The 23997-nt window shown below is 47.0% G+C and carries 22 protein-coding genes; 3 read left to right on the forward strand and 19 right to left on the reverse strand.

Annotated features, from left to right (window positions below; translation table 11 throughout):
- Positions 1 to 32 precede the first annotated feature (32 nt).
- On the forward strand, positions 33 to 461 hold the full coding sequence (locus tag U719_RS11845; RefSeq protein WP_023469008.1) for a MarR family winged helix-turn-helix transcriptional regulator: 429 nt from the start codon (positions 33 to 35) through the stop codon (positions 459 to 461).
- Positions 458 to 1645 carry an MFS transporter gene (locus U719_RS11850; RefSeq protein ID WP_023469009.1) on the forward strand — a complete coding sequence of 396 codons (1188 nt, stop codon included), beginning with the start codon at positions 458 to 460 and terminating at the stop codon, positions 1643 to 1645. Before U719_RS11845 ends, U719_RS11850 begins: the two co-directional genes overlap by 4 nt.
- A 64-nt stretch (positions 1646 to 1709) precedes the next feature.
- Here U719_RS11850 and pheT read toward each other — a convergent pair whose 3' ends face one another.
- From pheT to infC, 8 genes are all read right to left on the reverse strand, one after another.
- The gene (gene pheT, locus U719_RS11855) at positions 1710 to 4106 is read right to left on the reverse strand and encodes a phenylalanine--tRNA ligase subunit beta (protein WP_023469010.1); all 2397 of its coding nucleotides are present in this window, start codon (positions 4104 to 4106) and stop codon (positions 1710 to 1712) included.
- A gap of 12 nt (positions 4107 to 4118) precedes the next feature.
- On the reverse strand, positions 4119 to 5141 hold the full coding sequence (gene pheS, locus U719_RS11860) for a phenylalanine--tRNA ligase subunit alpha (RefSeq protein WP_023469011.1): 1023 nt from the start codon (positions 5139 to 5141) through the stop codon (positions 4119 to 4121).
- 308 nt (positions 5142 to 5449) lie between these two features.
- Entirely contained in the window at positions 5450 to 6235 is a 786-nt protein-coding gene (locus tag U719_RS11865; protein ID WP_369792088.1) for a TrmH family RNA methyltransferase, read from the reverse strand.
- A complete protein-coding gene (locus tag U719_RS11870) occupies positions 6210 to 7292 on the reverse strand; it encodes a M42 family metallopeptidase (RefSeq protein WP_023469013.1) in 1083 nt (360 codons plus the stop codon). Before U719_RS11870 ends, U719_RS11865 begins: the two co-directional genes overlap by 26 nt.
- A 12-nt stretch (positions 7293 to 7304) precedes the next feature.
- Positions 7305 to 7787 (reverse strand): dUTP diphosphatase, encoded by a 483-nt coding sequence (locus U719_RS11875; RefSeq protein WP_023469014.1) that lies wholly within the window; start codon positions 7785 to 7787, stop codon positions 7305 to 7307.
- A 118-nt stretch (positions 7788 to 7905) separates the two neighbouring features.
- The gene (gene rplT, locus U719_RS11880) at positions 7906 to 8265 is read right to left on the reverse strand and encodes a 50S ribosomal protein L20 (RefSeq protein WP_012371057.1); all 360 of its coding nucleotides are present in this window, start codon (positions 8263 to 8265) and stop codon (positions 7906 to 7908) included.
- 37 nt (positions 8266 to 8302) lie between these two features.
- Positions 8303 to 8497 carry a 50S ribosomal protein L35 gene (gene rpmI, locus U719_RS11885; protein WP_023469015.1) on the reverse strand — a complete coding sequence of 65 codons (195 nt, stop codon included), beginning with the start codon at positions 8495 to 8497 and terminating at the stop codon, positions 8303 to 8305.
- A 27-nt stretch (positions 8498 to 8524) separates the two neighbouring features.
- A complete protein-coding gene (gene infC / locus U719_RS11890) occupies positions 8525 to 9055 on the reverse strand; it encodes a translation initiation factor IF-3 (RefSeq protein WP_029342318.1) in 531 nt (176 codons plus the stop codon).
- Between the two features lie 434 nt (positions 9056 to 9489).
- Between infC and U719_RS11895 the strand changes: the two genes are divergently transcribed.
- Positions 9490 to 10959 carry a catalase gene (locus tag U719_RS11895; RefSeq protein ID WP_023469017.1) on the forward strand — a complete coding sequence of 490 codons (1470 nt, stop codon included), beginning with the start codon at positions 9490 to 9492 and terminating at the stop codon, positions 10957 to 10959.
- Between the two features lie 47 nt (positions 10960 to 11006).
- Here the strand turns inward: U719_RS11895 and U719_RS11900 are convergent, their stop codons facing one another.
- The 11 genes from U719_RS11900 to polA form a co-directional block, all read right to left on the reverse strand.
- Positions 11007 to 12218 carry a hypothetical protein gene (locus U719_RS11900; RefSeq protein ID WP_023469018.1) on the reverse strand — a complete coding sequence of 404 codons (1212 nt, stop codon included), beginning with the start codon at positions 12216 to 12218 and terminating at the stop codon, positions 11007 to 11009.
- Positions 12219 to 12410: 192 nt separating this feature from the next.
- Entirely contained in the window at positions 12411 to 14351 is a 1941-nt protein-coding gene (gene thrS / locus U719_RS11905; protein ID WP_023469019.1) for a threonine--tRNA ligase, read from the reverse strand.
- Between the two features lie 311 nt (positions 14352 to 14662).
- Entirely contained in the window at positions 14663 to 15580 is a 918-nt protein-coding gene (gene dnaI, locus U719_RS11910; protein WP_023469020.1) for a primosomal protein DnaI, read from the reverse strand.
- A gap of 12 nt (positions 15581 to 15592) precedes the next feature.
- Complete coding sequence (locus U719_RS11915) at positions 15593 to 16954, reverse strand: replication initiation and membrane attachment family protein (protein ID WP_023469021.1); 1362 nt, start codon at positions 16952 to 16954, stop codon at positions 15593 to 15595.
- Positions 16955 to 17026: 72 nt separating this feature from the next.
- Positions 17027 to 17503, reverse strand: coding sequence for a transcriptional regulator NrdR (nrdR, locus tag U719_RS11920; protein ID WP_023469022.1), 477 nt, complete (start codon positions 17501 to 17503; stop codon positions 17027 to 17029).
- A gap of 13 nt (positions 17504 to 17516) precedes the next feature.
- The gene (locus U719_RS11925) at positions 17517 to 17885 is read right to left on the reverse strand and encodes a hypothetical protein (protein ID WP_023469023.1); all 369 of its coding nucleotides are present in this window, start codon (positions 17883 to 17885) and stop codon (positions 17517 to 17519) included.
- A 107-nt stretch (positions 17886 to 17992) separates the two neighbouring features.
- The gene (gene speD, locus U719_RS11930; protein WP_023469024.1) at positions 17993 to 18379 is read right to left on the reverse strand and encodes an adenosylmethionine decarboxylase; all 387 of its coding nucleotides are present in this window, start codon (positions 18377 to 18379) and stop codon (positions 17993 to 17995) included.
- A 258-nt stretch (positions 18380 to 18637) separates the two neighbouring features.
- A complete protein-coding gene (locus U719_RS11935) occupies positions 18638 to 19681 on the reverse strand; it encodes a glyceraldehyde-3-phosphate dehydrogenase (protein WP_023469025.1) in 1044 nt (347 codons plus the stop codon).
- A 132-nt stretch (positions 19682 to 19813) separates the two neighbouring features.
- A complete protein-coding gene (gene coaE / locus U719_RS11940; RefSeq protein ID WP_235147588.1) occupies positions 19814 to 20437 on the reverse strand; it encodes a dephospho-CoA kinase in 624 nt (207 codons plus the stop codon).
- Positions 20416 to 21246: a DNA-formamidopyrimidine glycosylase gene (gene mutM / locus U719_RS11945; RefSeq protein WP_023469027.1), complete on the reverse strand. Its 831-nt coding sequence runs from the start codon at positions 21244 to 21246 to the stop codon at positions 20416 to 20418. Before mutM ends, coaE begins: the two co-directional genes overlap by 22 nt.
- A 16-nt stretch (positions 21247 to 21262) precedes the next feature.
- Complete coding sequence (gene polA, locus U719_RS11950; RefSeq protein ID WP_023469028.1) at positions 21263 to 23860, reverse strand: DNA polymerase I; 2598 nt, start codon at positions 23858 to 23860, stop codon at positions 21263 to 21265.
- Positions 23861 to 23997 lie beyond the last annotated feature (137 nt).

The following is a 23997-nucleotide window of genomic DNA, read 5'->3' on the forward strand; positions in this document are numbered from 1 at the left end:
AAGTTAACTAGTTAACTAAAAGGAGAAATAGGATGCTTTACACACAAGAAGATGTACTCGGACAACTATCAAAAGTCTCACGTCTCGTAAAACGAGAGATTGATGCTACCTTGCTTCCCTACTCGTTACATACGGGTCAATGGGCACTAATAAAAGCAGTTGCATTACTACAACCTGTCTCACAAGTCCAACTGGCCGATTACTTAATCATTGAAAAACCAGCTGTGACGAAAACCGTCTCACGTCTTGAGACGCTTGGTTTCATCACTCGGATAAAAGAAGGACGAACACACTTTGTCTCATTGACACCTTTAGCCATTGAACGGTTCGACCAAATCGATGCTGCGGTCCAAGAGACCCACCAACGCTTACTCGCCTCCTTCTCCCTCACCGATCAGCAACAGCTTGGTGAGTGGATGACGCACCTACTTACTCTACATCGACAGGAGGAATCTTCATGACCACTCGGTTATTCTCGCGTCATTACGTCATGACGCTGATCATTAACCTATTGCTCTTCATCACGTTTTATCTACTTAATGCCTCACTTCCTTTACTCGCTGCTAAACAGTTTCCAGTCTCCGCTTCAGCACTCGGGTGGATCGTGACGAGTTTCATCCTGGCAACCGTCTGTTCTCGTCCACTGATCGGTCACTGGTTAGATCGTTATGATTTAAAGCGTGTCTTAATGGTCTCTGCAAGTCTCTTTACAGTCATGAGCCTCTGCTACTTGCTTGTCCTACCACTGGAATCATTCTTCTATTTAATCGTTATTCGTATCATCCACGGGTTTAGTTTCGGAATGTTATCTTCTTCGATCAGTCTCGCCGTTACGACATTGATTCCAAAAACACGTCAAGGTGAAGGGATGGGCTATTTCGTCCTATCGATGAACTTGGCATCCGTCCTCGGTCCTGTCATTGGTCTAACCTTTGTTCAAGAAAAAGCATTCGTTCTGTACTTCGTGACAGTTGCTGCCCTAGCAGTCATCGCCTTGTTGTTAATGATGCGTCTACCGCTGACGAGTCAACATATTCCAAGCACGTCCGCGTTTCGTTTAAGTCAGTCCCTCTTCTTATCACGTCCGCTTTTGTTGATAGCAACTCTGTTGGCAGGCGTTGCGATTTCTAGTACATCAGCGTTTATCTCACTGTATACGGACTCGATCGGACATGTCGCATATGCTTCTTATTTTTATGCATTAGTCGCTCTCGGGATGGTCGGGATTCGACCGATTGCCGGAAAATTGTTTGATCAGCGAGGAGCTGCATTCGTGTTGTTGCCATCGTATGTTCTTTATATGATAGGCTTTGTCATTCTCGGCATGTATCCTTCGTTTGCCGGTTTATTGCTTGCAGCCGTCATTATTGGAGTCGGTTCTGCTTCCATCTTCCCGGGCCTTCAAACCGTCCTCTTGAATTTCGCACCTCCTGCACAGAAAGGGAAAGCCATCTCGACCTTTTTCCTTGCTTACGACACAGGTTTTGGAATCGGTGCCTTGATTCTTGCTTCTGTCGCAAGCGGTATCGGCTATTCCAATATGTTCTTGTCCTGTAGTCTGATCGTTCTCGTAAGTGGTCTACTGTATTTCACCTTTACGAAACGACAAGCTGCGTCATCTGAAACAGAAGAACTTGCTTCTTGAATCTGTCGTCAAACGAAAACAGCCGCCTTCCTCTGAAAGGAAAGCGGCTGTTTGTTTATCCTGGTTATGCGCGAAGTTCCGCATTGAACGTTTCTTTCACTGCATCTACGACTCGCTGTTGCGCTGTCGTGATTTCTTCATCGACTAACGTCCGTTCTTTGTTTTGATAACGGAGGGAGAAAGCGAATGATTTTTCATTCTCTCCAACGTTCTCACCCGTGTAGACATCGAACAATTCGATCGTCTGAAGAAGTGGACCGGCTGCTTCCGTCATGACATCGACGATGGATTGCGCCGTCACTGATCGCTCGACGACGATTGCTAAGTCGCGTGTCATTGATGGGAAACGTGAAATTTCCGAGTAGACCTGCTCTTCTTTCGAACGTAGTGCCATCGCCTCTAATTCAAAGACGTACACTTCTTTTAGACCATACTGTTCTTTTGACAGACCAGGATGCACTTGACCGACGAATCCGATCGCTTCTCCGTCAAGCAAAATGCGCGCCGTCCGTCCTGGGTGCATCGATGGAATGCTCGCTGCCTCGAACGTCAACGTAACACCAACTGCAGAAGCGAGTGTCTCGACGATTCCTTTCATGACGAAGAAATCTGTTTTGACGAGCGTTCCGTGCGCACGGTGTTGTTCTGACACACCGACTGCGACGCCACCGATCATTTCTTGTTCAATCGGGAGTGTCTCAAGTGACGCATCCCGTTGCAGATAAACACTGCCGAGTTCATAAAACGCGACATCGGCATGCTGTCGTGCGACGTTATGCTGCGCGACTTCAAGGAGTCCCGGAATGAGTGACGTCCGCAGTGTCGAACGTGCTTCACTGATTGGCATCGCCAATTTGACCGGATGCAAATCTTCTCGTTCATTGAATTGCATCGCGCGTTGTTCGCTCGTCAATGAATACGTGATGGCTTGCGAAAGACCTGCTCCCTGCAATGTCCGGCGTAAATGACGACGGTGAATGTTCCGTTTTGGTAAGAAACCACGGCTCGCTTCAGACGGTAAGCTTGAAGTCAGTGCATCATATCCGTAGAGACGAGCGACTTCTTCCGCTAAATCAGCTGGAATTTTCAAGTCTTGGCGGCGAGTTGGTACGCTAACTGTCAAGGCATCACCCGATAATTCAACACCGAGACCAAGACGTTCGAGTAACGTTTGCATGACCGTTCCTTCAATCTCCATACCAAGACGGTGATTGATGTACGAGACACTCGCTTCAATCAAGTGATCGTCAAGCTCGAGCGTTCCTGCTTGAGCGACACCAGCCTGAACCGTTCCACCCGAGAGTTCAGCAATCAAAGTTGCAGCCCGATCGAGTGCTAACAAGACACGACGTGGATCAACGCCCTTTTCGAAACGAGCACTCGAGTCCGAGCGAAGTCCAAGAACACGGCTCGTCTTCCGGACGGAAATCGGTGCGAAGTAAGCTGATTCTAAAATGATCGATGTCGTGTTTTCATCGACTTCGGTATTCGCTCCGCCCATGACACCAGCAAGCGCGACCGGGTGTTCACCGTCAGTGATGACGAGCATCGAAGAATCGAGCGTCCGCTCTACTTCGTCGAGCGTCGTAAACGACTCTCCTGCGTGCGCTTGACGCACGACGATCCGTTTTCCGAGTTTTTCAGCATCAAATGAATGAAGCGGTTGACCTGTCTCGAGTAAGACGAAGTTCGTAACGTCGACGACGTTGTTGATCGGACGAATCCCGTTCGCGATCAAGCGGTTTTTTAACCAAGTCGGTGATTCTTGAATCGTGACGCCTTGAATTTCTCGTGCCGCGTAGAACGGGCAGTCCTCTGAATCAAGCTTCACGTCGACTGCCGTCGCAGTTTCTGCTTCGTTGACTTCAACGACCGGGAAAGTCGGTGTCGTATCGTAAAGCGCCGCCACTTCGTATGCGACACCATACATGCTGAGGCAGTCCGACCGGTTCGGCGTTAATCCAAGTTCGAGGATTTCATCACGTAGACCGAGTAACTCCAAAACGTCTTGTCCTGGTGTGACTGGTTCACGGAACGTATGGATCCCGTCCTGCTCATCTTCTCGGATATATTTCTTTTCGAATCCGAGTTCTTCGAGTGAACAGATCATCCCTTCTGAGACGACACCTCGTAATTTAGCACGTTTGATTTTAATACCTGGCAGGCGAGCTCCGACGCGTGCGACGATGACATCTTGTCCGGCTTCGACGTTGGGTGCACCACACACGATTTGGACCGGTTCGTCTTGCCCGATGTCGACCGTCGTGACATTCAATTTATCTGCTTCTGGATGTTTTTCTTTCGTTAATACACGTCCGACGACGATGTTGTTCAACGCCTCATCCCGGACATCTACGCCTTCGACTTCGATTCCGCTCTTTGTAATCAAATCAGCCAAATCTTGTCCTGATGTATGACTGACATCCACATATTCGTTCAACCATTGTTTTGAGACTAACATCTGCGTTCCCCCTTAAAACTGTTCGCTGAAGCGAACGTCATTCGTATAGAAGTGGCGAATATCATCGACACCGTATTTCAACATGGCAATCCGTTCGATACCCATCCCGAATGCGAAACCTGACATTTTCGTGCTATCATATTCGGCCATGTCGAGCACGTGAGGATGAACCATTCCAGCGCCCAGAATTTCAATCCATCCCGTCTGTTTACAGATGTTGCATCCTTTACAGCCACATTTGAAGCACGAGACGTCGACTTCGACGGACGGCTCCGTGAACGGGAAGAAACTTGGGCGTAAGCGGACTTCACGTGCTTCACCGAACATCTGCTTCGCGAAGGCTTCAAGCGTTCCTTTTAAGTCTGCCATCGAAATCGATTCTCCGACGACGAGTCCTTCGACTTGCATGAATTGGTGCGAATGCGTCGCATCATCTTCGTCTCGACGATAGACTTTACCTGGGCAGAGAATGCGGATCGGTTCACCTTTAGAAGCGAGCATCGTCCGTGCCTGGACCGGTGACGTATGCGTTCGCATCAAAATTTCTTCCGTGATGTAGAACGAGTCTTGCATATCACGTGCCGGGTGATCCTTCGGTAAATTCAACATCTCGAAGTTGAACAGATCTTGCTCGACTTCTGGACCTTCCGCAATCGTATAACCGAGTCCGACGAAGATGTCTTCGATCTCATCCGTCACCTGTTGCAAGAGATGCGCATGACCGACCTTTTTCGGACGTCCTGGTAACGTGACGTCAATTGCTTCCGCTGCCAGTTTTGCATCCATTTCTTGTTGTTTGACAGCTGTCAGACGTTGTTCCAATTGCTCCTGGATCGCTTGACGAACCGTATTTGCGATCTCACCGACAACTGGTCGTTCTTCCGCTGATAACTTTCCCATTCCTCGTAATACTTCTGTGATTGGTCCCTTTTTCCCGAGATACTTGACTCGGACGTCATTGAGATCTTTTTGTGTTGTTGCCTGATCGACTAATGTCAACGCTTCATCGCGTAATGCTTCTAATTGCTCGCGCATCTTTCCCACTCCTTTAGTTGAAGATATAAAAAAACGTCCCTCCGGCAAATGCCGAAGGGACGATGTAAACACCGTGGTACCACCCTTGTTTGACTTTTCAATCGAAAAGTCCTCCAATTGCGCGATAACGGGCGCATCCCGTCACGATCTCTCGTGCGACTCCGGAGTGAATTCGGTTAGCAGATTCATGAAGCAGTTTTCAGTCTACGACCGCTTCTCCCTGATTGAATCGTTCCCTAACGTACTCTGTTCCATCAACGTCCATGATGTATTCCTGATGTTCACTTTAGCATGAACGCTTGCCGGTTTCAATCCACGCTTGCAAAATGATAGAGCAAAATGCCAGCCGCTACTGCCGCATTCAAAGACTCCGCTTTACCACGAATCGGGATGTAAGCACGCTCATCACAGTAAGAGAGCAATTCTGGCGCAACGCCTTGTGCTTCGTTTCCGATGATTAAACCGAGTGCATCCATCGGTGCGATCGTTTGATAAGACGTCGCTCCTTCTAACGCCGTGCCGATTACCGCAATTCCTTGTTCGTGCAGGGCATTGACTGCCTCTTCGAGTGGCATGGAGATGACCGGTAGGTGGAACAGCGATCCTTGCGTCGCACGGATGACTTTTCCGTTATAGACGTCAACTGTTCCCGGTCCGACGACGACCCCATCGAATCCAGCTGCGTCAGCTGTCCGAATCATCGTCCCAACGTTCCCTGGATCTTGCAGACGATCGAGCAACAAATAGCGTCCTCGCTCTAATTGTGCCGAAGCTTGTTTCATCTCACAGACAGCGAAGATGCCTTGCGACGTTTCCGTCTCAGCCAGTACTTTGATGACGGCATCATCAATCGTAAAGACATCGGCATTTCGTTTCCAAGAACCGGGTACTTGATACGATTCACGCACAATCAATTCCTTGACGATTCCAGCGCGAACAGCTTCTTCAATCAAGTGTTCTCCTTCAATTAAGAAACGGTTCGTCTGCAGACGTCCTTTTTTCGTTAAGAGTTTTTTCCATTGTTTAACGATTTCGTTCTTTGCTGATGCGATGTGCTTCATTGTTTTATTACCCCTCGTAGATCGCTTGGACAGTCTCCGCATCCAGACGTTTTGTCACAGCAACGACTAAATCGACGGCTGCTTCGAAATCGGCTTTATGCATGATTGAGACATTCGTGTGCAGGTAACGAATCGGTACAGTCAATGCAAGTGATGGAACACCTGTATTCGATAAGTGGAACTTCGCTGCATCCGTTCCGCCACCTGGTGTTAAGTCCAGTTGATACTTGATATTTTCTTCTGTTGCGACTTTCGTCACGAAATCAATCAATCCACGATGTGCGATCATCGTTGCATCGAACATGATGACTTGAACGCCTTCACCTAATTTCGACAATGCTTCACGATCGGTCATTCCTGGCGTGTCACCCGGGATACCTGTATCGACAGCAAAGGCGATTGATGGTTTGAGCAGGTGTGCGACAGTTTGAGCCCCACGTAATCCGACTTCTTCCTGAACAGTCGCTCCTGCGAAAATCGTGTTCGGATGTCCGTCTGCTTTTAAGCGTTTGATTGCTTCGATTGCGATGGCACAACCAATCCGGTTGTCCCACGCTTTTGCCATCAAGAAGTTCTCATTTTTCATCACAGTAAATTCGCAATGTGGAACGACCGTATCACCCGGACGAATTCCCCAACCGTCGACTTCTTCTTTTGATGAAGCACCGATATCGATGAACATGTCTTTAATGTCGACCGGCTTATTGCGCGCTTCCGGTGGTAAAACATGAGGTGGTTTTGCACCAATTACACCTGGAATGACTTCACCAGATGACGTCACAATATTCATACGCTGTGCCAAGAGGACCTGACCCCACCAACCGCCGAGTGGTTGGAAACGAAGGAATCCTTTTTCATCAATCTTCGTGACCATGAATCCGACTTCATCCATGTGACCCGCAATCAATACACGTGGCGCATCTTCGCCTGCGCCTTTATGTTCAGCAAAGAGGCTACCGAGACCATCCTGGTGGAATGCTTCTGCATGAGGTTCTAAATATTCACGCATGAGGTTCCGGACTTCTTTTTCGTTTCCCGGTACACCTGTTGCGTCCGTGAGACGTTTTAGCATATGTAATTGTTCGTTCATCTGATTTCCTCCTTAGTAACCGTTGTCTTGTCGCACATGGTTTGCTTCATTTTTAGAAATGTAAGCCTTGAAAATCATATCCTGTGTAAAGCCTAGTGTAGCACCTAATGCAAGGTATGCACCAATTAGAACATCATAACTTTGTTCCGTCCGCGAAATCGCAAAGACGTTCGTTTTGTTATAGACGTCTAAAAAAGCATCTGTTGCTGTCAAATAGAAGTCACCTTCTGTAAAATGACTTTTCTTGTAATCAAGTGCTAAACCTAGTGAGAGTAGAAAATGGACGCCATCGACATATTCCTCAAGAATTGTGACTTGAGCGGATGGTCCCTTCTTCGACCAGAACTTAAAGCAACGTGTCTCGTTCGCAAGTTCACCGAGTTCGACCAATAAGGCGAGCAGACGCTCGTCGAATTGATTGCCTGTCAATTGATGTTCTGACTGAATCCGTTTATCCAACTGTTCTTGCATCTCAAAAAGTGTCAACCAATCCATCTTTAATTCTCCTTCTATCTAAAAAAATCATATGACCGTCTCATCGACGTGCCTTCTTATTTTATCATTAAATCGAAAAAAACGTCGGAGAATTAAATTCCCCGACGAATTGTAGAACTTAAGCGTTCAATTTTGCTTTTGCTGTGTCAGCAAGTGAAGCAAATGCAGTTGCATCTGTAACTGCGAGGTCAGCGAGCATCTTACGGTTAACGTCGATACCTGCTAATTTAAGACCATGCATCATGCGGCTGTAAGAAAGACCGTTGATACGTGCTGCCGCATTGATCCGAGTGATCCAGAGGCGACGGAAGTCACGTTTCTTTTGACGACGGTCACGGTAAGCGTACATGAGAGATTTCATGACTTGCTGTTTCGCAACCTTGAAGAGTGTATGTTTCGAGCCGTAGTAGCCCTTAGCTAATTTGAGTTGTTTTTTACGACGTTGACGAGTCGTATATCCGCCTTTTACGCGTGGCATATAAATTCCCTCCTAAATCTGTATACGATTGGATAAATTACTTCGCGATCATGTGACGGATGCGTTTGAAGTCACCCGTAGATACCATGCTAGCTTTACGTAATTTACGTTTCGCTTTTGTTGATTTGTTACCGAACAAGTGGCTTGTGTAAGCACGACCACGTTTCAATTTGCCAGAAGCAGTACGTTTGAAACGTTTAGAAGCACCGCGGTGCGATTTCATTTTAGGCATGAGAGATTCCCTCCTACTTCGATTCGATTAGTCTTCTTTCTTAGGAGCAAGCACGAGGAACATGCTGCGTCCTTCCATCTTCGGTCTCTGTTCCACAACACCGAACTCACTTAAATCCGTTGCGAGGCGTTCGAGAACGCGTTTACCGATTTCCGAGTGAGTGATGGCACGACCGCGGAAACGAATGCTCGCTTTCACTTTGTTACCATTCTCCAAGAATTTCTTCGCATTACGGAATTTCGTTTGGAAGTCGTTCTCCTCGATCGTCGGGCTAAGACGAACTTCTTTCATCTGAATCACTTTCTGATTCTTCCGAGTTTCTTTGTCCTTCTTTTGCATCTCGAAACGGTATTTACCGTAGTCCATGATCTTACAAACTGGCGGCGTCGCTTGTGGAGCGACCATGACGAGGTCAAGTTCCGCTTCCTCTGCGAGACGTAGCGCTTCGTTGCGTGATTGGACACCTAGTTGAGCACCATCCGCTCCGATAAGACGAACTTCCCGGGCACGGATGCTTTCATTGATTAACAGATCTTTGCTAATGGTTAGCACCTCCATCGTGCATTGCACGAAAAATGAATGATAGAAAACGCTATAAAAAAAGCGTCGGCAGTTCTTCCCGCCCACACTCATAAGGAACGTCAAAGCATAGCAGTCACTACACATTGCGTATCTTCATGATGAACCAGTACGAGTCGTCATACATGGTGAGAAGCGGGATGCTTCTGCTTTGTTGTCATTTCACTTTGCTATCATAGCACTTGTTTTCCCGTGATGTCAAGCCGCTTTCTATGTTCTTACAGAACGTTGCTCACATACTTGATTATAATAGCAATCCTTTGACGGATAAGCAAGAAGTTTCTAACCTGTTTTTCACGGGTACACTCTTAACATGGAAAAAAAGATTCAGAACATTCGCAAGCAAAATTGTTTATTTAGAATGATTATTGTTTTATAATCAATTTAATCTTACATAAGGGGGAGAATAACAGATGACTGAAAAACGATTAACGACCAATCAAGGTGTACCAATCGGAGACAACCAGAATTCACGTACGGCTGGACGTCGCGGACCAACGTTATTAGAAGACTATCAATTAATTGAAAAGATGGCCCATTTCGACCGGGAACGTGTACCTGAGCGTGTCGTACACGCTCGTGGATTCGGTGCTCACGGTGTCTTCACTGTCAAAAACTCAATGAAAAAGTACACGAAAGCTGCGTTTTTACAAGAAGAAGGGACAGAAGTTCCTGTTTTCGCCCGTTTCTCGACTGTTATTCACGGCACGCATTCTCCAGAGACACTCCGCGATCCACGTGGATTCTCTGTCAAGTTCTATACAGAAGAAGGAAACTGGGATTTCGTCGGGAACAACCTTCCTGTCTTCTTCATTCGTGACGCTATGAAGTTCCCGGATATGGTCCATTCACTTAAACCAGATCCACGCACGAATATTCAAGATCCCGACCGTTACTGGGACTTCATGACACTTCGTCCGGAATCGACGAACATGCTCATGCATCTCTTTACGGATGAAGGGATTCCTGCAAGTTACCGTAAAATGCGTGGTTCTTCCGTCCATTCATTCAAATGGGTGAACGCTCATGGCAATACGGTTTACGTCAAACTACGCTGGGTACCGAAAGCTGGCATTCATAATCTCTCAGCAGAAGAAGCGACAGAGATTCAAGGAAAAGACTTCAACCACGCTTCAAACGATACGTTCCAAGCGATTGAAGACGGAGATTATCCGGAATGGGATCTGTTCGTACAGGTGCTCGATCCGGCTGACGTCGATCAGTTCGATTTCGATCCGCTCGACGCAACAAAGGATTGGTTTGAAGATGTCATCCCGTTCCAACACGTTGGTACGATGACACTGAACAAAAACGTCGATAACTACTTCGCTGAAACAGAATCTGTCGGATTCAACCCAGGTGTCTTGATTCCAGGGATGTTACCATCTGAAGATAAGTTGTTACAAGGTCGTCTATTCTCTTACTCAGACACACAACGCTACCGTATCGGAACGAACTACCAACAACTTCCGATCAACTGTCCGTTCGCACAAGTGAACAACTACCAACGTGATGGTGCAATGCCAGTTGGTCAGCAAACGAGTCCGGTGAACTACGAACCAAACCGATATCAAGAAGAACCAAAAGAAACACCAGAGTATACGGAAGAAAACCAGCCGTTACTTGATGATAAACACGGTCGTCTCGAAATCGAGAAGACGAACAACTTCGGTCAAGCCGGCGAAGTATACCGTCGTCTGACAGAAGACGAGCAAGCAGCTCTTCTGAAGAACCTCGTCAATGATCTCGAGCAGGTTCGCCATGAGAACACAGTCTTGCTCGCAATCTGTAACTTCTACCGTGCTGATGCTTCACTCGGTCAGAAACTATCAGAAGCGCTTCAAGTCGATATCGAACCGTTCTTGCAACAAATGCGTTCATAACGTAAAACAAGCACCCTCGACGCTAGTCTTGGGTGCTTTTGCTTGGTTTAGTACGGAACAAAGTCATATCGTTCAGCTGTTGCATACGTATATTCGTTTAGTTTCGTAAATAAGACGATTCTATTTAATTGAACATCTTTGGCAGTATTTTGTTGCATGTACTGTTTTTCTGTTTCCGTAAATGAGTTATAAATTGGTGCATATCCATCGCTTTGAAACGGTTGCATTTGAATCGCACGATCGGCGTTTTCGAATGTATTATAGCGAATCGTCCCACCGATGATGCCTCGCCCTAAAATCGTCATTGCTTTTCCGTCTGCCCGGTGTACATCTCGAATCGTATTGTTGATGACGGTCGGATTTTTCCAGTTCATCATCGAAATGGCATAGTCCTTCGTCTTTTCGATCAAGTTATTTTCAATCCGGATATTCGTGTGTAAACGATTCTCTGTATATTGATGTGTGCCAATGGCGACGTTGATGTTAGAAAAAACATTGTTTCGAATCGTGATATCCGAATTTGGTGTACCATCTTGAGCAGACCACTTCCACGGAAAACCTTTCGTGATTGGATCCGGTGTATCTAAGTTAATCGATTCATTTGGTCCTGTATTCGCTATCATTGTCGCATCCACGAACTTCATATTTTCAATCGTCGCGTTTTTCGTCGCGTCTAACTCCATCGCATGTGATCCTTTTTGATTACGCACTGTGATGCCACCGATATATAAATTTTGATTGTGTGCAATCGCAAAGGCAGATCCTCGCGAAAAGCCGTTTAAGTCGATTTGTGCGTTTCCTTTTCCGATGATCCGTGCGTTTTTCGTACCGTTGTATTTCGACATTTTTTTATTCAGACGTAACACAGACGGTGCTACTAAATCAAAGACACTCGTCGTCGCACTAATTTTCGACGTTCCTGTTTCAGATGTCTTTTTGATGATGACTCCGTCTTCTAAAATGACCGTCGTGTTCGATGGAATTCCGACACGCAGTGGAGATAGATATGTTCCTTTCGTTAAAACTAGTGTACCCCCACCCTCTTTTTCAAGTCTTTCTAAATAAGAACGCATCGTATAATGATTTCGTGTTTTCGCATTGTAGGTCGTGTATTTTCGAATCAAGGGATCGATTGCTTCTGTTTTTGGTGTGATGCGATATGTCTTTTTAGTTGTTGCTGCTTTTGGCTGTTCAGCTGAAGTTCCTATGAACAAGAGGGAGGCAGCAAGTGTTATTGTCAGTGTTCGTTTCAATGTCATACGTCCTTTCTACTCATAAAACAAATTTATCCATTTCCCATTACATTCTAATCCTTTCCCAAATAAAAATAAATATTTCCATCTTCTTTTTTCAAAACTAACTCTCTTGTTTATCGGATCTACTTCATTTGTTTTAAAGGATATACAAAAAAACCGATCATCCCGTAAAACGGAACAATCGGTAATACGCCATTATTTTGAACGGTTTGCGATTTCTGTTTCTAAATCGGATACGAATTGTTCAAGTGATGCATTGCTTGAGTCTTTTGAGCCGTAGCGACGAATGTTGACTTCGCGTGATTCGACTTCTTTATCACCTAAAACGAGCATGACTGGTACTTTGTTGACTTGTGCTTCACGAATCCGGTATCCGAGTTTTTCGTCACGGAAATCTGTTTCGACACGAATTCCTTTTTTCAGCAAGATCGCTTTGATTTCACGAGCATAGTCTTCATGCACTTTAGAAACCGGAATCAATTTCACCTGAACTGGTGCAAGCCATGTTGGGAACGCGCCTTTGTATTCTTCGATCAAGTATGCAACGAATCGTTCCATCGTCGAAACGACACCTCGGTGTAAGACGACCGGACGGTGATCTTGTCCGTCATTTCCTTTGTACGTCAATTCGAATCGCTCTGGTAAGAGGAAGTCGAGTTGGACTGTCGAAAGCGTCTCATCTTTACCAAGTGCTGTCCGAACTTGAACGTCAAGCTTCGGTCCGTAGAAGGCAGCTTCGCCTTCTGCTTCGAAGTATTCCAGTTCGAGCTCATCCATTGTTTCTTTTAACTCACGTTGCGCCATTTCCCAAATTGCATCGTTATCGAAGTACTTCTCTTTATCCGCTGGGTCACGGTACGAAAGACGGAATTTGTAATCCGTGATTCCGAAGTCAGCATAGACTTCTTGAATGAGGTGAACGATGGCTTTGAACTCATCTTTCATTTGGTCAGGACGGACGAACGTATGGCCATCGTTTAGGACCATGTAACGAACGCGTTGGAGTCCAGTTAAGGCACCAGACATCTCATACCGGTGCATGCCACCAAGCTCCGCGACACGAAGCGGTAAGTCACGGTACGAACGTGGTTCGTTTTTGTAGACCATCATGTGGTGTGGACAGTTCATCGGACGAAGAACGAGTTCTTCATTGTCCATCTCCATTTTCGGGAACATGTCATCTTGATAGTGATCCCAGTGACCCGATGTCTTGTATAGATCGACTGAACCGAGGACCGGTGTATAGACGTGCTCATATCCAAGTTCGAGTTCTTTGTCGACGATATAACGCTCGACTGTCCGACGGATCGCTGCTCCTTTTGGTAGCCACATCGGAAGTCCTTGACCGACTTCTTGAGAAGTGAAGAACAATCCAAGTTCCTTCCCGAGTTTACGGTGATCCCGCTCTTTCGCTTCAGCAAGGAAGTGGAGATGTTGTTTCAACTGGTCTTTTGTTGCCCATGCTGTACCGTAAATCCGTTGAAGCATTTTATTTTTTGAATCGCCCCGCCAGTAAGCACCAGCAATGCTCATCAATTTGAAGACTTGTAACTTCGCTGTTGCTGGAACGTGTGGTCCACGGCAGAGATCGAAGAATTCGCCTTGACGGTAAAACGTCAAATCCTGATCAGCAGGAATCGATTCGATCAATTCAACTTTCAACGGATCATTGAGTTCTTTATAAATCGCGAGTGCTTCGTCACGTGAGACGACTTCGCGTTCGATCGACAAGTTCTCACCCGCGATTTTATTCATCATCTTCTCGATTTCCGGAAGATCTTCTTCAGTTAGGCGACGTTCCATATCGATATCATAGTAGAAACCATTCTCGATTGTCGGTCCGATCCCGAGATGAATCGTTTCATCTGGGTATAAACGTTTAATAGCTTGTGCCATCAAGTGAGCCGATGAGTGACGAATCAAGTCGAGACCTTCTTCTGAATCCGGCATAATCAATTCGATTGTGCCATCCTCTTCGATTGGACGACGGTAATCGATGGCGTGTCCATTTAGTTTTGCAGCAAATGCTTTTTTACGAAGTCCTGGGCTGATTGAAGCCGCAACCTCTTCAGCTGTCGTGCCGGCTGCGAATTCTTTTACGGCGCCGTCTGGAAATGTAAGTGCGATGTTTGACATGACTGTTTCCCCCTTTAACAAAATAAAAAAGACTCATCCCTAAAAAGGGACGAGTCTTAATCTCGTGGTACCACCCTCGTTCCCGGACCATGTACTGGTTCGGCTCGAACACGCGTTAACGGGCGTGAGGCGCAAACGGATTAGCCCCGTTCGTGCTATGAGGGAGTAAAGACATGAATGATGCCATGAGAAGCTTCCACCATTCTTCTCTCGCTAGTTTGGTTCATTTCATACTTCTTATCCTCAATCGTTGCATCGTCTATTGACGTGTCATTAGTATAACGAATCGGTCGCTTCCTTGACAAGGAAAATTAGTAGCGACGTCGATTTTCACCGAGGAACTCGATCGGTTGTGTCGTCGTCCGGATCCGTTCCATTAGTCGTGCGGCCTTTAACTTATCACCTTGATCGTTCGTAATCCCGAAATGAAGCTCGAGTTCGTCATACGATAAGTTCGAGCTGAATAATGTCGGCAGACGATGCATCATGCGGTATTGCAAAATGATCCCGAACAATTCATCCCGTACCCACGGACTGATCGATTCTGCACCGATATCGTCAATCAGCAAGACTGGAATCGTTTGGAATCCTTCGAGGAACGTATCGAACGAGTCCGACCGGATTCGTCGTTTCGCTTCAGCGACGAAACCAGGAGCATGGACGAGAATCGTTGCAATCCGTTCTTTCTTCAGTGCATTCCCGATCGCAGCCAAGAGATACGTTTTCCCGACACCAAAGCTACCGTGCAGATACAATCCCTTTACATGCTCTTTTGAGCGCAGATGATTGAGGAACTGCGAAGCCGCGCGCAAGGCAAGCTTCCGGTCCGTAGTCGACAAGTCGAAATCACTGAAGTTCGCATCGCGGACTTCGTCCGGAAGGAATAGGCTCTTGAATTTTTTCTCAAGTGCGCGTTCATCCTCTCGATCTTTGAGCGCTTGTGACTTCTCATACGAAACGACAATCTGTCCTTTTTCGACATGCAGGATCGGCTGATAACCTTCAATGACGGCCTTACTTTCAATCAGTCGATTCCCGTCCATCTGTTCCGCGTATTCATTCAGCTTGAGCATGCCCCGCTCGATCATTCGTTGATCGATTTCCGGATGGGTCCGTAAGAACATGACGACCCCCGGATGAGACAACACCCGTTGTTGAATCGCTCGAACCGATTCTGCGACGTCCGGTCGACTTAATATTTTTTCGATAGATGATTGGATATGTTCCATGTCCCGACTCCTTTAGTTCCCCTTCAGTTCTCGTAAGATTCGTTCCATCTCTTCATCGTCTGGAACATCCGCTTCGAAACTCGCTTTTTTAGAGGCTTCATACTGTTGCTGTTTCGCCTTCTCTTCTTGCAACCATTTCGGATTCGGACCGCCGTTCGTATTGCTTGTCCGTCCCCGACGTCCACCAACGGTCTGACGCGCGCGTTCTTGTTTTTGCTCCTGCTTCTTCGCGATCAAGTCATCCTGCTCCTGCGTCTTCGCCAGTGCCTCGGATGCTGTCACGTACCCCTTCTGTTTCCAATCATCGACGATCGATAAGAGGAAGTTCTTACTGAAGCGATTGTCTTTTTTGACGACGAGCGCATAATAGTAGGCGGCATTGACGATCCCAGACGACATTTCATAATCGATGATCAATTGCTGGATCAGCTCTTCATCTCGTTCTGACAGCGCTTTGACCTTCCGCAACTTCGCGACATAATGCTTCGGATGGGTGCTTTCCATCGTCTCCGTTGCTTCGACGTCTCCGACCTCGATCGTGTCGAGTGAGGCGACCTTCGCTTTTTTCTCTCGGCTGAGTTTTTGTTTCGCTGACAACATCATCTGTTTGCAACGTTCTTGTTTCTCAGCATCGGTCATCGGCAAGTATGCTTCGTGACGGAAACGGGCATTCAACAGTTCCGCCATCAATGCTTCATTCGACTGCGTGACGTAAGCAAGCTTCACGAGCAGATGATCGATCGCCTTTGAGTAAAAGGTCCGTGGTAAAAAGCGATCGGTTTGACGTTTCATCTCTTCTAAATCAAACGAATAATCGAATTCATATACTGCTCGTTCCTGTTTGGCATAGGCCTTCGGCTGATGCGCAGAAGCAAGACCAGCTTTCACATCGAACACTTGATCAAATCGGACCGTCCGATCAACGATGTTCTTCGGAAGCGGCTCCGTCCGGAAACGATGCTGTAACGACCGGAACCGGATTTCACCGACGCGGTAGAATAGCAGACTCGATAACACCCCGTCATTCAAGAAAGTGTTCGGCGCAAGCGGCACCCGGATTTGATAGATGTAGCGATACGCGGCTTGGCGCGCTTCGAACGTCCGGATCAAACCGATCCCTTCTAGCTTGAATAATTCTTCCTTGAACTCATCGACGGAAAAACCGAGTAGCGTTCCGAGTTCTGCATGGGAGATGTATTGGGATTTTGTTTTTCCCGGAATCATCTCGCTCCAAAACGTTTGATAGAGTCCAAGTGCTTTGACACCAATGATCGGCTGGTACAAATAATATAAAGATTGATAAGCCTCACGGTCGACGACACCATTGCTCATCACTAAGCAAAGATCGGTACCGGAAAGTTCACGTTCTACCATCTGACTCGTCCTTTCTTTAGGGAGAAAAAGAGAGGTGCGCTGACCGGACAGACGACCTCTCTTATATCACGTTCAATTTTCACGGTCATTTTCTTGATGTCGCTCCATCAGCTCAGAGAGCTCTTGGAAAAAGACATTGATGTCCTTGAATTGTTTATAGACACTCGCAAAGCGGACGTATGCTACTTCATCGACGGAAGCTAATTCATTTAACACGAGACGTCCGACCTGCTCACTTGGAATCTCATGCTGAGCTGTCGCCCGCAATGCCTTTTCGACCCGACTGACGACTGTTTCTAGCTGTTCAATCGAAATTGGTCGTTTTTCACAGGCACGCACTAGTCCCCGCAAAATTTTATCACGATTGAACTCGTCGCGCGTTCCGTCTTTCTTTACGATGATTAAAGGGGTCTGTTCGACCATTTCGAAAGTCGTAAAGCGATAGCCGCAAGACTCACATTCACGTCTCCTCCGAATCGAACCGAAATCCTGGACCGGTCTTGAGTCCAGTACTTTTGTTCCGTTAAAATTACAGGCTGGACAGCGCATGCCGTACCTCCGTTCACGTGATTTCTTTTGTTCCAATCATTTTTAATCGATATCCCGCATCAAGTGATGCATAGATTCGCTCGATGTGTTTTTCGAGATCAGGTCCGAGAAGACTTTCACGATGTAAGAATAGATCGACGGCCGTACGTCCGCCCGCCACCATAATGACGGTCGCGAGTCCGTCGACTTCTTTTAATGTAAAAGCGAGTTCTCCACGTTCCGCGTCAACACGACGAACTGTCCCGCCCTCTTGCTTTAAGATATTTTCTAAACCAGCAAACAACATCTCGACTGTTGCCGCATAGTAGTGTGTGCGTAAATTTTCGTTTTTATGTGTATCGGATGTCTCTAGCTGTTTTTGCAAGCGTTCCTTCAGTCCCATGGTCATCCTCTTTTCTTTGTTTCTTCTACTTTTAAGAATAACAGACGTCAGACATATTAAAAAGCCCTCGTCTGAACGACGAGGACTTGACGAATTCGTGTGTGTTGTCAGTTGACGTGCTGGACAGTAGCCGCTGGAACTTGAACTGGTCCCATACCACGTGGAATTTCGACATTTTCACGGATTTTCGCATCGAGCTTTTCAGCAATGTAGTTCGCTGCGATGGCTGGATCGATCCGATCCCCACAAGTAAAGACATCAACCGATGCATACCCGTGCTCTGGGAAACTGTGAATCGTCAAGTGCGATTCAGAGATAATGACGACGCCACTGACGCCGTGTGGTGCAAACTTGTGGAATGCTACTTCTCGTACTTCTGCACCTGCTTGAAGTGCTGCGTCAACGAAAAGTCGTTCAACGAATTCCATGTCGTTCAATTTTTCAGGATTACAATCCCAAAGTTCTGCAATAATGTGTCTTCCCATAGTATCCATTTGTGGATCCCCCCTACATTCAATGGTCTTCAAAGTAGTTGATCACTTACTTTGCGCCTGAGTCGTTCGCACCCACGGGGGAAAGTTAGTCCAGAGAGGTCCTAACCCTTTAAGCTGCGATTGCCAGACCGATTGAAGTTCACGATTTGAATTATAGCGAGTATCAAAAAGATACACAAGGATAAATTTCAAAAATTAATACATTTCTAGAAAAAAAACGGGACAGGTCCCGTCGTTACTGGGATCTGCCCGTTGTCATTAATTCAATTCAAGTTCTTTTTCAACCGTTCCCATCGCCTCTAAGTGCGCCGAAACAAGGTGTACGAGGTCGACGACGCGGCAGGAGTAACCCCACTCATTATCGTACCAAGCGAGGACCTTCACCTGACGACCACCCATGACCATCGTCGAGAGTCCATCGACGACCGTCGAACGCTCTTCTCCGTTGAAGTCGATCGAAACGAGCGGTTCCATCGTCATTCCGAGAATGCCTTCAAGCGCACCGTCCGCTGCTTTCGTGAACGCTTCGTTCACTTCAGCAACCGTCGTATCGCGACTGACTTCGACGACGAGATCGACGAGTGAGACGTTCGGTGTCGGAACACGAAGCGCGAGTCCATTCAATTTTCCTTCCAAGTGTGGCAAGACGAGAGAAATCGCCTTTGCCGCACCTGTCGATGTTGGAATGATGGATGAGCCACATGCACGGGCGCGTCGTAAATCCTTATGTGGATTATCAATATTATTTTGATCGTTCGTAAACGCGTGAACCGTCGTCACGAGACCCGATTCGATTCCGAATGCCCGGTCGATGACTTGCACGACAGGTGCGAGACAGTTCGTCGTACACGATGCGTTCGAGACGATAGCATCTGTTTCATGATCATACATGTCGTCATTGACACCCATGACGATCGTCCGGACATCCCCTTTAGCAGGTGCCGTGATGACGACCTTTTTTGCGCCTGCCACTAAATGCTTCGCAGCACCCGTATCTGAGTTGAACTTTCCTGTCGCTTCGACGACGATATCGATGCCGAGTTCCCCCCACGGCAATAGTTCAGGATTGCGTTCACTGACGATTTGAATTTGTCTTCCGTCAACCATCAACGCCCCATCGATGATGTCGACCGGATAATTGAATTTCCCATGTACCGTATCGTACTTGATTAAATGTGCGAGTGTTTCGACTGGATAGCTTGCATTGATTGCTACGACTTCGCTTTTCCCCTCAGCGATCAGACGTCGAAAGACCATTCGACCAATTCGACCAAAACCATTGACTGCCACCTTGACTCCCATGTGCGGATCCCCCTTCAATGTGACGGATGTAGCTCCGTTTACAGATAGAACTATATCATGAAATGTAAGCGATTTCATTATGTTCTCTAAAAAAAGTGAGAGAAGATGGAAACTTCTCTCACTTCACACTTTTCATGTACCACTCTCATGCTTATCGGTGTCATATAATACTAACCATTTATCGATTTGTTGATATAACGAATCAAGACTCCCATCATTGAAGAACACATCATCCGCAAGCTCTTTTTTCTGTTCAATGCTAAGTTGCGAATGAATACGTGCATATGCTTCTTCTTCCGATAGATCATTACGTTGCATCAATCGTCTTAACTGCATGTTTTCCGGACAATAAACGACTACGACACGGTCGAACAGCGTCCGCCAATCGCCTTCAAGTAATAACGGAATATCAAATACGACGAGCGAATGTCCTGAACGTTCATAGGCATCTGCTTCATCAAGCATCTGTTGTCGAATACTTGGGTGCATCAACTGATTCAGCTGTTGTCGTTTTTCGCTATCCTGAAAAATGATTTGTCCGAGTTTTGGACGAACGAGACGTCCTTCTTCGAATGCTTCCGGGAAGGCCATCTTGACCCCATCATAGGCTCGCCCTCCTGGTTCAATGACTTCTCGCGCAACAAGATCCGCATCGATGACCGCTATTCCTTTTTGCTTCAGATAGCTAGAGACCGTACTTTTACCGGTGGCGATACTGCCCGTCAGACCAACCCTCATAAGGCGACCTGTTGGCACGTCGGACAGAAGTGCGTTCCTCGTCCACCGACTTTGATTTTTTCAATGGCAGTGCCGCAACGGGGACATGGTTCGCCCTTTTGACCGTATACCGCGAGTTGAAGCTGGAACTCACCTTTTCCGGAAGGTGAGACATAACTTCGGATCGTACTTCCCCCTGCTTCTACCGCTTTTCGTAAGACGTCGACACCGGCTTGATGGATGCGTGAAATATCATCAAGCGTCAAGGCACCAGCCTTCGTCAACGGATGGACACGTGCCGCATGAAGGGTCTCATCGACATAGATGTTACCGAGACCAAGGAAGATCGATTGGTCGAGCAATGCCGTTTTGATTGGACTTCTTTTTTTACGAATTAAATTCTCCGCTAACACTTCTGCTGTGAACTCTGGATCAAATGGTTCACGCTCCAGCTGTGCCAGTGGAGCAGTTTGCATCGCTGTTTCCTTATCACGTAATTCCATCGTTCCGAACTTCCGGACGTCATTGTAATGCAGCTCCGAACCATCCGTGAAACGGAAGACGACATGAGTATGTTTATCCCGCTCGACCGGTTGCGGATACGGGAAGTACTTCCCTTCCATCCGCAAATGGCTGACGAGATAAAAACGATCAAAATCAAAGAGTAGGAACTTACCGCGACGTTCGACGCGTTCGATCCGTTCTTGATGTAAGGCATCTGCAAATGGTGCCACTTCCATCCCCCGAATCATTTTCGGGTGGTAGACTTTGACGGAAGAGACTGTTTTTCCAGAGACCGAACGTTCTAAACTGCGACGAACGGTCTCGACTTCAGGTAATTCAGGCACGTCTATTCCTCCTTGCTTACTTCGTTTCGTACCACGTATGTCCTGCGCCCCCATCAACGCGTAGCGGTACGGATAATTCGACGGTCTGCTCCATCGCTTGTTTGACAAGCGCTTGTAAAGCGTCGAGTTCCTCGTCTGGTGCTTCAAAAATCAACTCATCGTGTACTTGTAATAACAAACGCGCTTTCAGATCAGATGCCTGTAAAGCAGCATGGACATCAAGCATCGCTTTTTTTATGATATCCGCAGCGGAACCTTGAATCGGCGTATTGATTGCCGTACGTTCCGCAAAACCACGTAAGTTGAAGTTTTTCGAATTGATATCCGGGATGTTACGGCGCCGGTTCATCAACGTTTCGACGAATCCATTCGCTCGTGCCGTCTCGATTGCCGTGTCCATGAACTGTTTGATTTGCGGGAACAGCTCGAAATAACGATCGATGAACGATTGTGCTTCCTTCCGCGTGATGTTCAAGTTTTGTGACAGTCCATAATCGCTGATTCCATAAATGATGCCGAAGTTGACAGCTTTCGCCTGACGCCGCATATTTCCTGTGACATCCTCCGGTTCAACACCAAAGACACTACTTGCCGTTTGAGTATGGATATCCTCATCATGTAAGAACGCATCGACAAGCGTCTGATCCTGCGACATATCGGCCATGACACGTAATTCGATTTGTGAATAATCGGCAGCGTACAGTGACCAGCCTGCTTCACTTGGAACGAAGGCTTTTCGAATCTTCCGTCCTTCTTCAATCCGAATCGGGATATTCTGAAGGTTCGGATTGACCGAACTTAAACGGCCTGTCTGGGCAATCGTCTGAGCAAAACGGGTATGAATCTTTCCGTCTTCCTTGATGACTTTTTGTAAGCCTTCGACATACGTCGACTGTAATTTTTGGAGCTCCCGGTATAACATGATGTGATCGATGACCGGATGCAACGGACGCAGTTTTTCAAGGACGTCCGCGGCAGTCGAATAGCCGGTCTTTGTTTTCTTGAAGGCGGGCAGTTCGAGTTTTTCAAACAGAATCACACCAAGTTGTTTCGGTGAATTGATATTGAACGACTCACCTGCCGCTTCAAAGACCAACGTCTCAAGTTCCGTTAAACGTCCGGCAAGATCTGCTTGCATCGATTGGAGGGTCGCGACGTCGACACGAATCCCGGTCCACTCCATCTCAGCGAGGACACCTGACAATGGACGCTCTAGTGTTTCATACAGCTCATATTGCTGATTCGCCTTCAACTCTTCCCGGACTTTCGGGAACAATAATTCGATCATCCGTGCCTTCTCTGCAAGATAAGGGTATAATACGTCATCCGCTGGGGCTAGACGTTTGGCTCCCTTACCGAGGACCGCTTCTTCGTTCGGTGCCATCAATGCATAATGACCAGCAATTGAAGCGAGCGTCGTGCCGCCACTTAAATTCAATAAGTAACCCGCTAATAACAAATCCTCATAACCGTTTAAGGTTAAGCCATGCTTACGCAACGCGAATGCGACTTGTTTGGCATCGAGACAAATCTTCCGATGTTCCGACTCGATCCATTGGCGGAATGCCGGATCCTCGACGAGCGTTGGAGCAGCAACATAGATCGTGTCAGGCGTCGCGATCGCAAACCCGATGATGTCTTCTTCCATGTAATCCTCTCGTAGCTGTTCAGCAAGCAACACCGCATCGGTGACGTCTTCAGGAAGTGAAGTGATCGTCACGACGTTCAACTGCTCTTTATCCTCTTCTTTGACGACAGGAGCAAATCGATTCGTCAACGACTTGAAGCCAAGCGACTGGAACAACGAATACGGCACTTGGGTATCAACGTCGCGAATTTGCAAATCCTCTAGCGTCGTCTCGAGCGGGACATCAACTTTAATCGTCGCAAGTTCTTTCGATAGTCGTGCGAGTTCTTCGTTCGCGATGACTTTTTCCTTCTGCTTCCCTTTTAAGTCTTCAACATGTTCATACAGTCCTTCGACAGAACCGTATGCCGAAATCAATTTTACCGCCGTCTTTTCACCAATCCCAGGAATCCCTGGAATGTTATCCGACTTATCCCCCATTAACCCCTTCAGGTCAATCATTTGAATCGGCTTTAGACCACCATACGTCTCAGCGAACAGTTCCTCCGTCATGCACTGGACGTCCGTGATCCCACGCTTCGTGATCAAGACTTCGACCTTATCTGTGACAAGTTGAAGTAAATCTTTATCACCTGTGACGATCCGCGTCCGATCCGTCGACATCGTTCGTGCGAGCGTACCAATCAAATCATCTGCCTCATAGCGATGGAGTTCCATCATTTGAATACCGAGCGCTTCACAGATATCCCGGACGATCGGGAATTGCTCACGTAGTTCGGACGGTGTCTTTTCCCGACTTCCCTTATACTCCTGATAGACATCATGACGGAACGTTTCACTCGAAGCATCGAAGGCAACGAGCATATGTGTCGGTTGTTCTTCCTCGAGCAACTTCAATAACATCATCGTAAAGCCATAAGCTGCGTTCGTATTTCGTCCTTGCGCATCCGTCATTGGTGGTAAGGCGAAAAACGCCCGATAGGTCAACGAGTTCCCATCAATCAATAGCAATTTATTTTCCATCATCTACGCCCCTTTAATCGATTTTCTGTTCCTATTGTATCACTCTACACACATTTGTTCGCTAAAAATGACCAAAAAAAGAACGATTGACTCACGGAGAGTCAACCGCCAAGGGCATGACGACATGGGAGCTGATCCAG

Origin of the sequence: Exiguobacterium sp. MH3, from assembly GCF_000496635.1 — a bacterium.
In the GTDB taxonomy this organism is placed as follows: Bacteria; Bacillota; Bacilli; order Exiguobacteriales; family Exiguobacteriaceae; genus Exiguobacterium_A; species Exiguobacterium_A indicum.

What these genes read in the sequence shown, in the direction of transcription:
- U719_RS11845 (WP_023469008.1), top strand. Translation starts at nt 33, where the DNA reads ATGCTTTACACACAAGAAGATGTACTCGGACAACTATCAAAAGTCTCA.
- U719_RS11850 (WP_023469009.1), top strand. Translation starts at nt 458, where the DNA reads ATGACCACTCGGTTATTCTCGCGTCATTACGTCATGACGCTGATCATT.
- pheT (WP_023469010.1), bottom strand. Translation starts at nt 4,106, where the DNA reads ATGTTAGTCTCAAAACAATGGTTGAACGAATATGTGGATGTCAGTCAT.
- pheS (WP_023469011.1), bottom strand. Translation starts at nt 5,141, where the DNA reads ATGCGCGAGCAATTAGAAGCATTACGCGATGAAGCGTTGACATTAGTC.
- U719_RS11870 (WP_023469013.1), bottom strand. Translation starts at nt 7,292, where the DNA reads ATGAACGAACAATTACATATGCTAAAACGTCTCACGGACGCAACAGGT.
- U719_RS11875 (WP_023469014.1), bottom strand. Translation starts at nt 7,787, where the DNA reads ATGGATTGGTTGACACTTTTTGAGATGCAAGAACAGTTGGATAAACGG.
- rplT (WP_012371057.1), bottom strand. Translation starts at nt 8,265, where the DNA reads ATGCCACGCGTAAAAGGCGGATATACGACTCGTCAACGTCGTAAAAAA.
- rpmI (WP_023469015.1), bottom strand. Translation starts at nt 8,497, where the DNA reads ATGCCTAAAATGAAATCGCACCGCGGTGCTTCTAAACGTTTCAAACGT.
- infC (WP_029342318.1), bottom strand. Translation starts at nt 9,055, where the DNA reads ATGGAGGTGCTAACCATTAGCAAAGATCTGTTAATCAATGAAAGCATC.
- U719_RS11895 (WP_023469017.1), top strand. Translation starts at nt 9,490, where the DNA reads ATGACTGAAAAACGATTAACGACCAATCAAGGTGTACCAATCGGAGAC.
- U719_RS11900 (WP_023469018.1), bottom strand. Translation starts at nt 12,218, where the DNA reads ATGACATTGAAACGAACACTGACAATAACACTTGCTGCCTCCCTCTTG.
- thrS (WP_023469019.1), bottom strand. Translation starts at nt 14,351, where the DNA reads ATGTCAAACATCGCACTTACATTTCCAGACGGCGCCGTAAAAGAATTC.
- dnaI (WP_023469020.1), bottom strand. Translation starts at nt 15,580, where the DNA reads ATGGAACATATCCAATCATCTATCGAAAAAATATTAAGTCGACCGGAC.
- U719_RS11915 (WP_023469021.1), bottom strand. Translation starts at nt 16,954, where the DNA reads ATGGTAGAACGTGAACTTTCCGGTACCGATCTTTGCTTAGTGATGAGC.
- nrdR (WP_023469022.1), bottom strand. Translation starts at nt 17,503, where the DNA reads ATGCGCTGTCCAGCCTGTAATTTTAACGGAACAAAAGTACTGGACTCA.
- U719_RS11925 (WP_023469023.1), bottom strand. Translation starts at nt 17,885, where the DNA reads ATGGGACTGAAGGAACGCTTGCAAAAACAGCTAGAGACATCCGATACA.
- speD (WP_023469024.1), bottom strand. Translation starts at nt 18,379, where the DNA reads ATGGATACTATGGGAAGACACATTATTGCAGAACTTTGGGATTGTAAT.
- U719_RS11935 (WP_023469025.1), bottom strand. Translation starts at nt 19,681, where the DNA reads ATGGGAGTCAAGGTGGCAGTCAATGGTTTTGGTCGAATTGGTCGAATG.
- polA (WP_023469028.1), bottom strand. Translation starts at nt 23,860, where the DNA reads ATGATGGAAAATAAATTGCTATTGATTGATGGGAACTCGTTGACCTAT.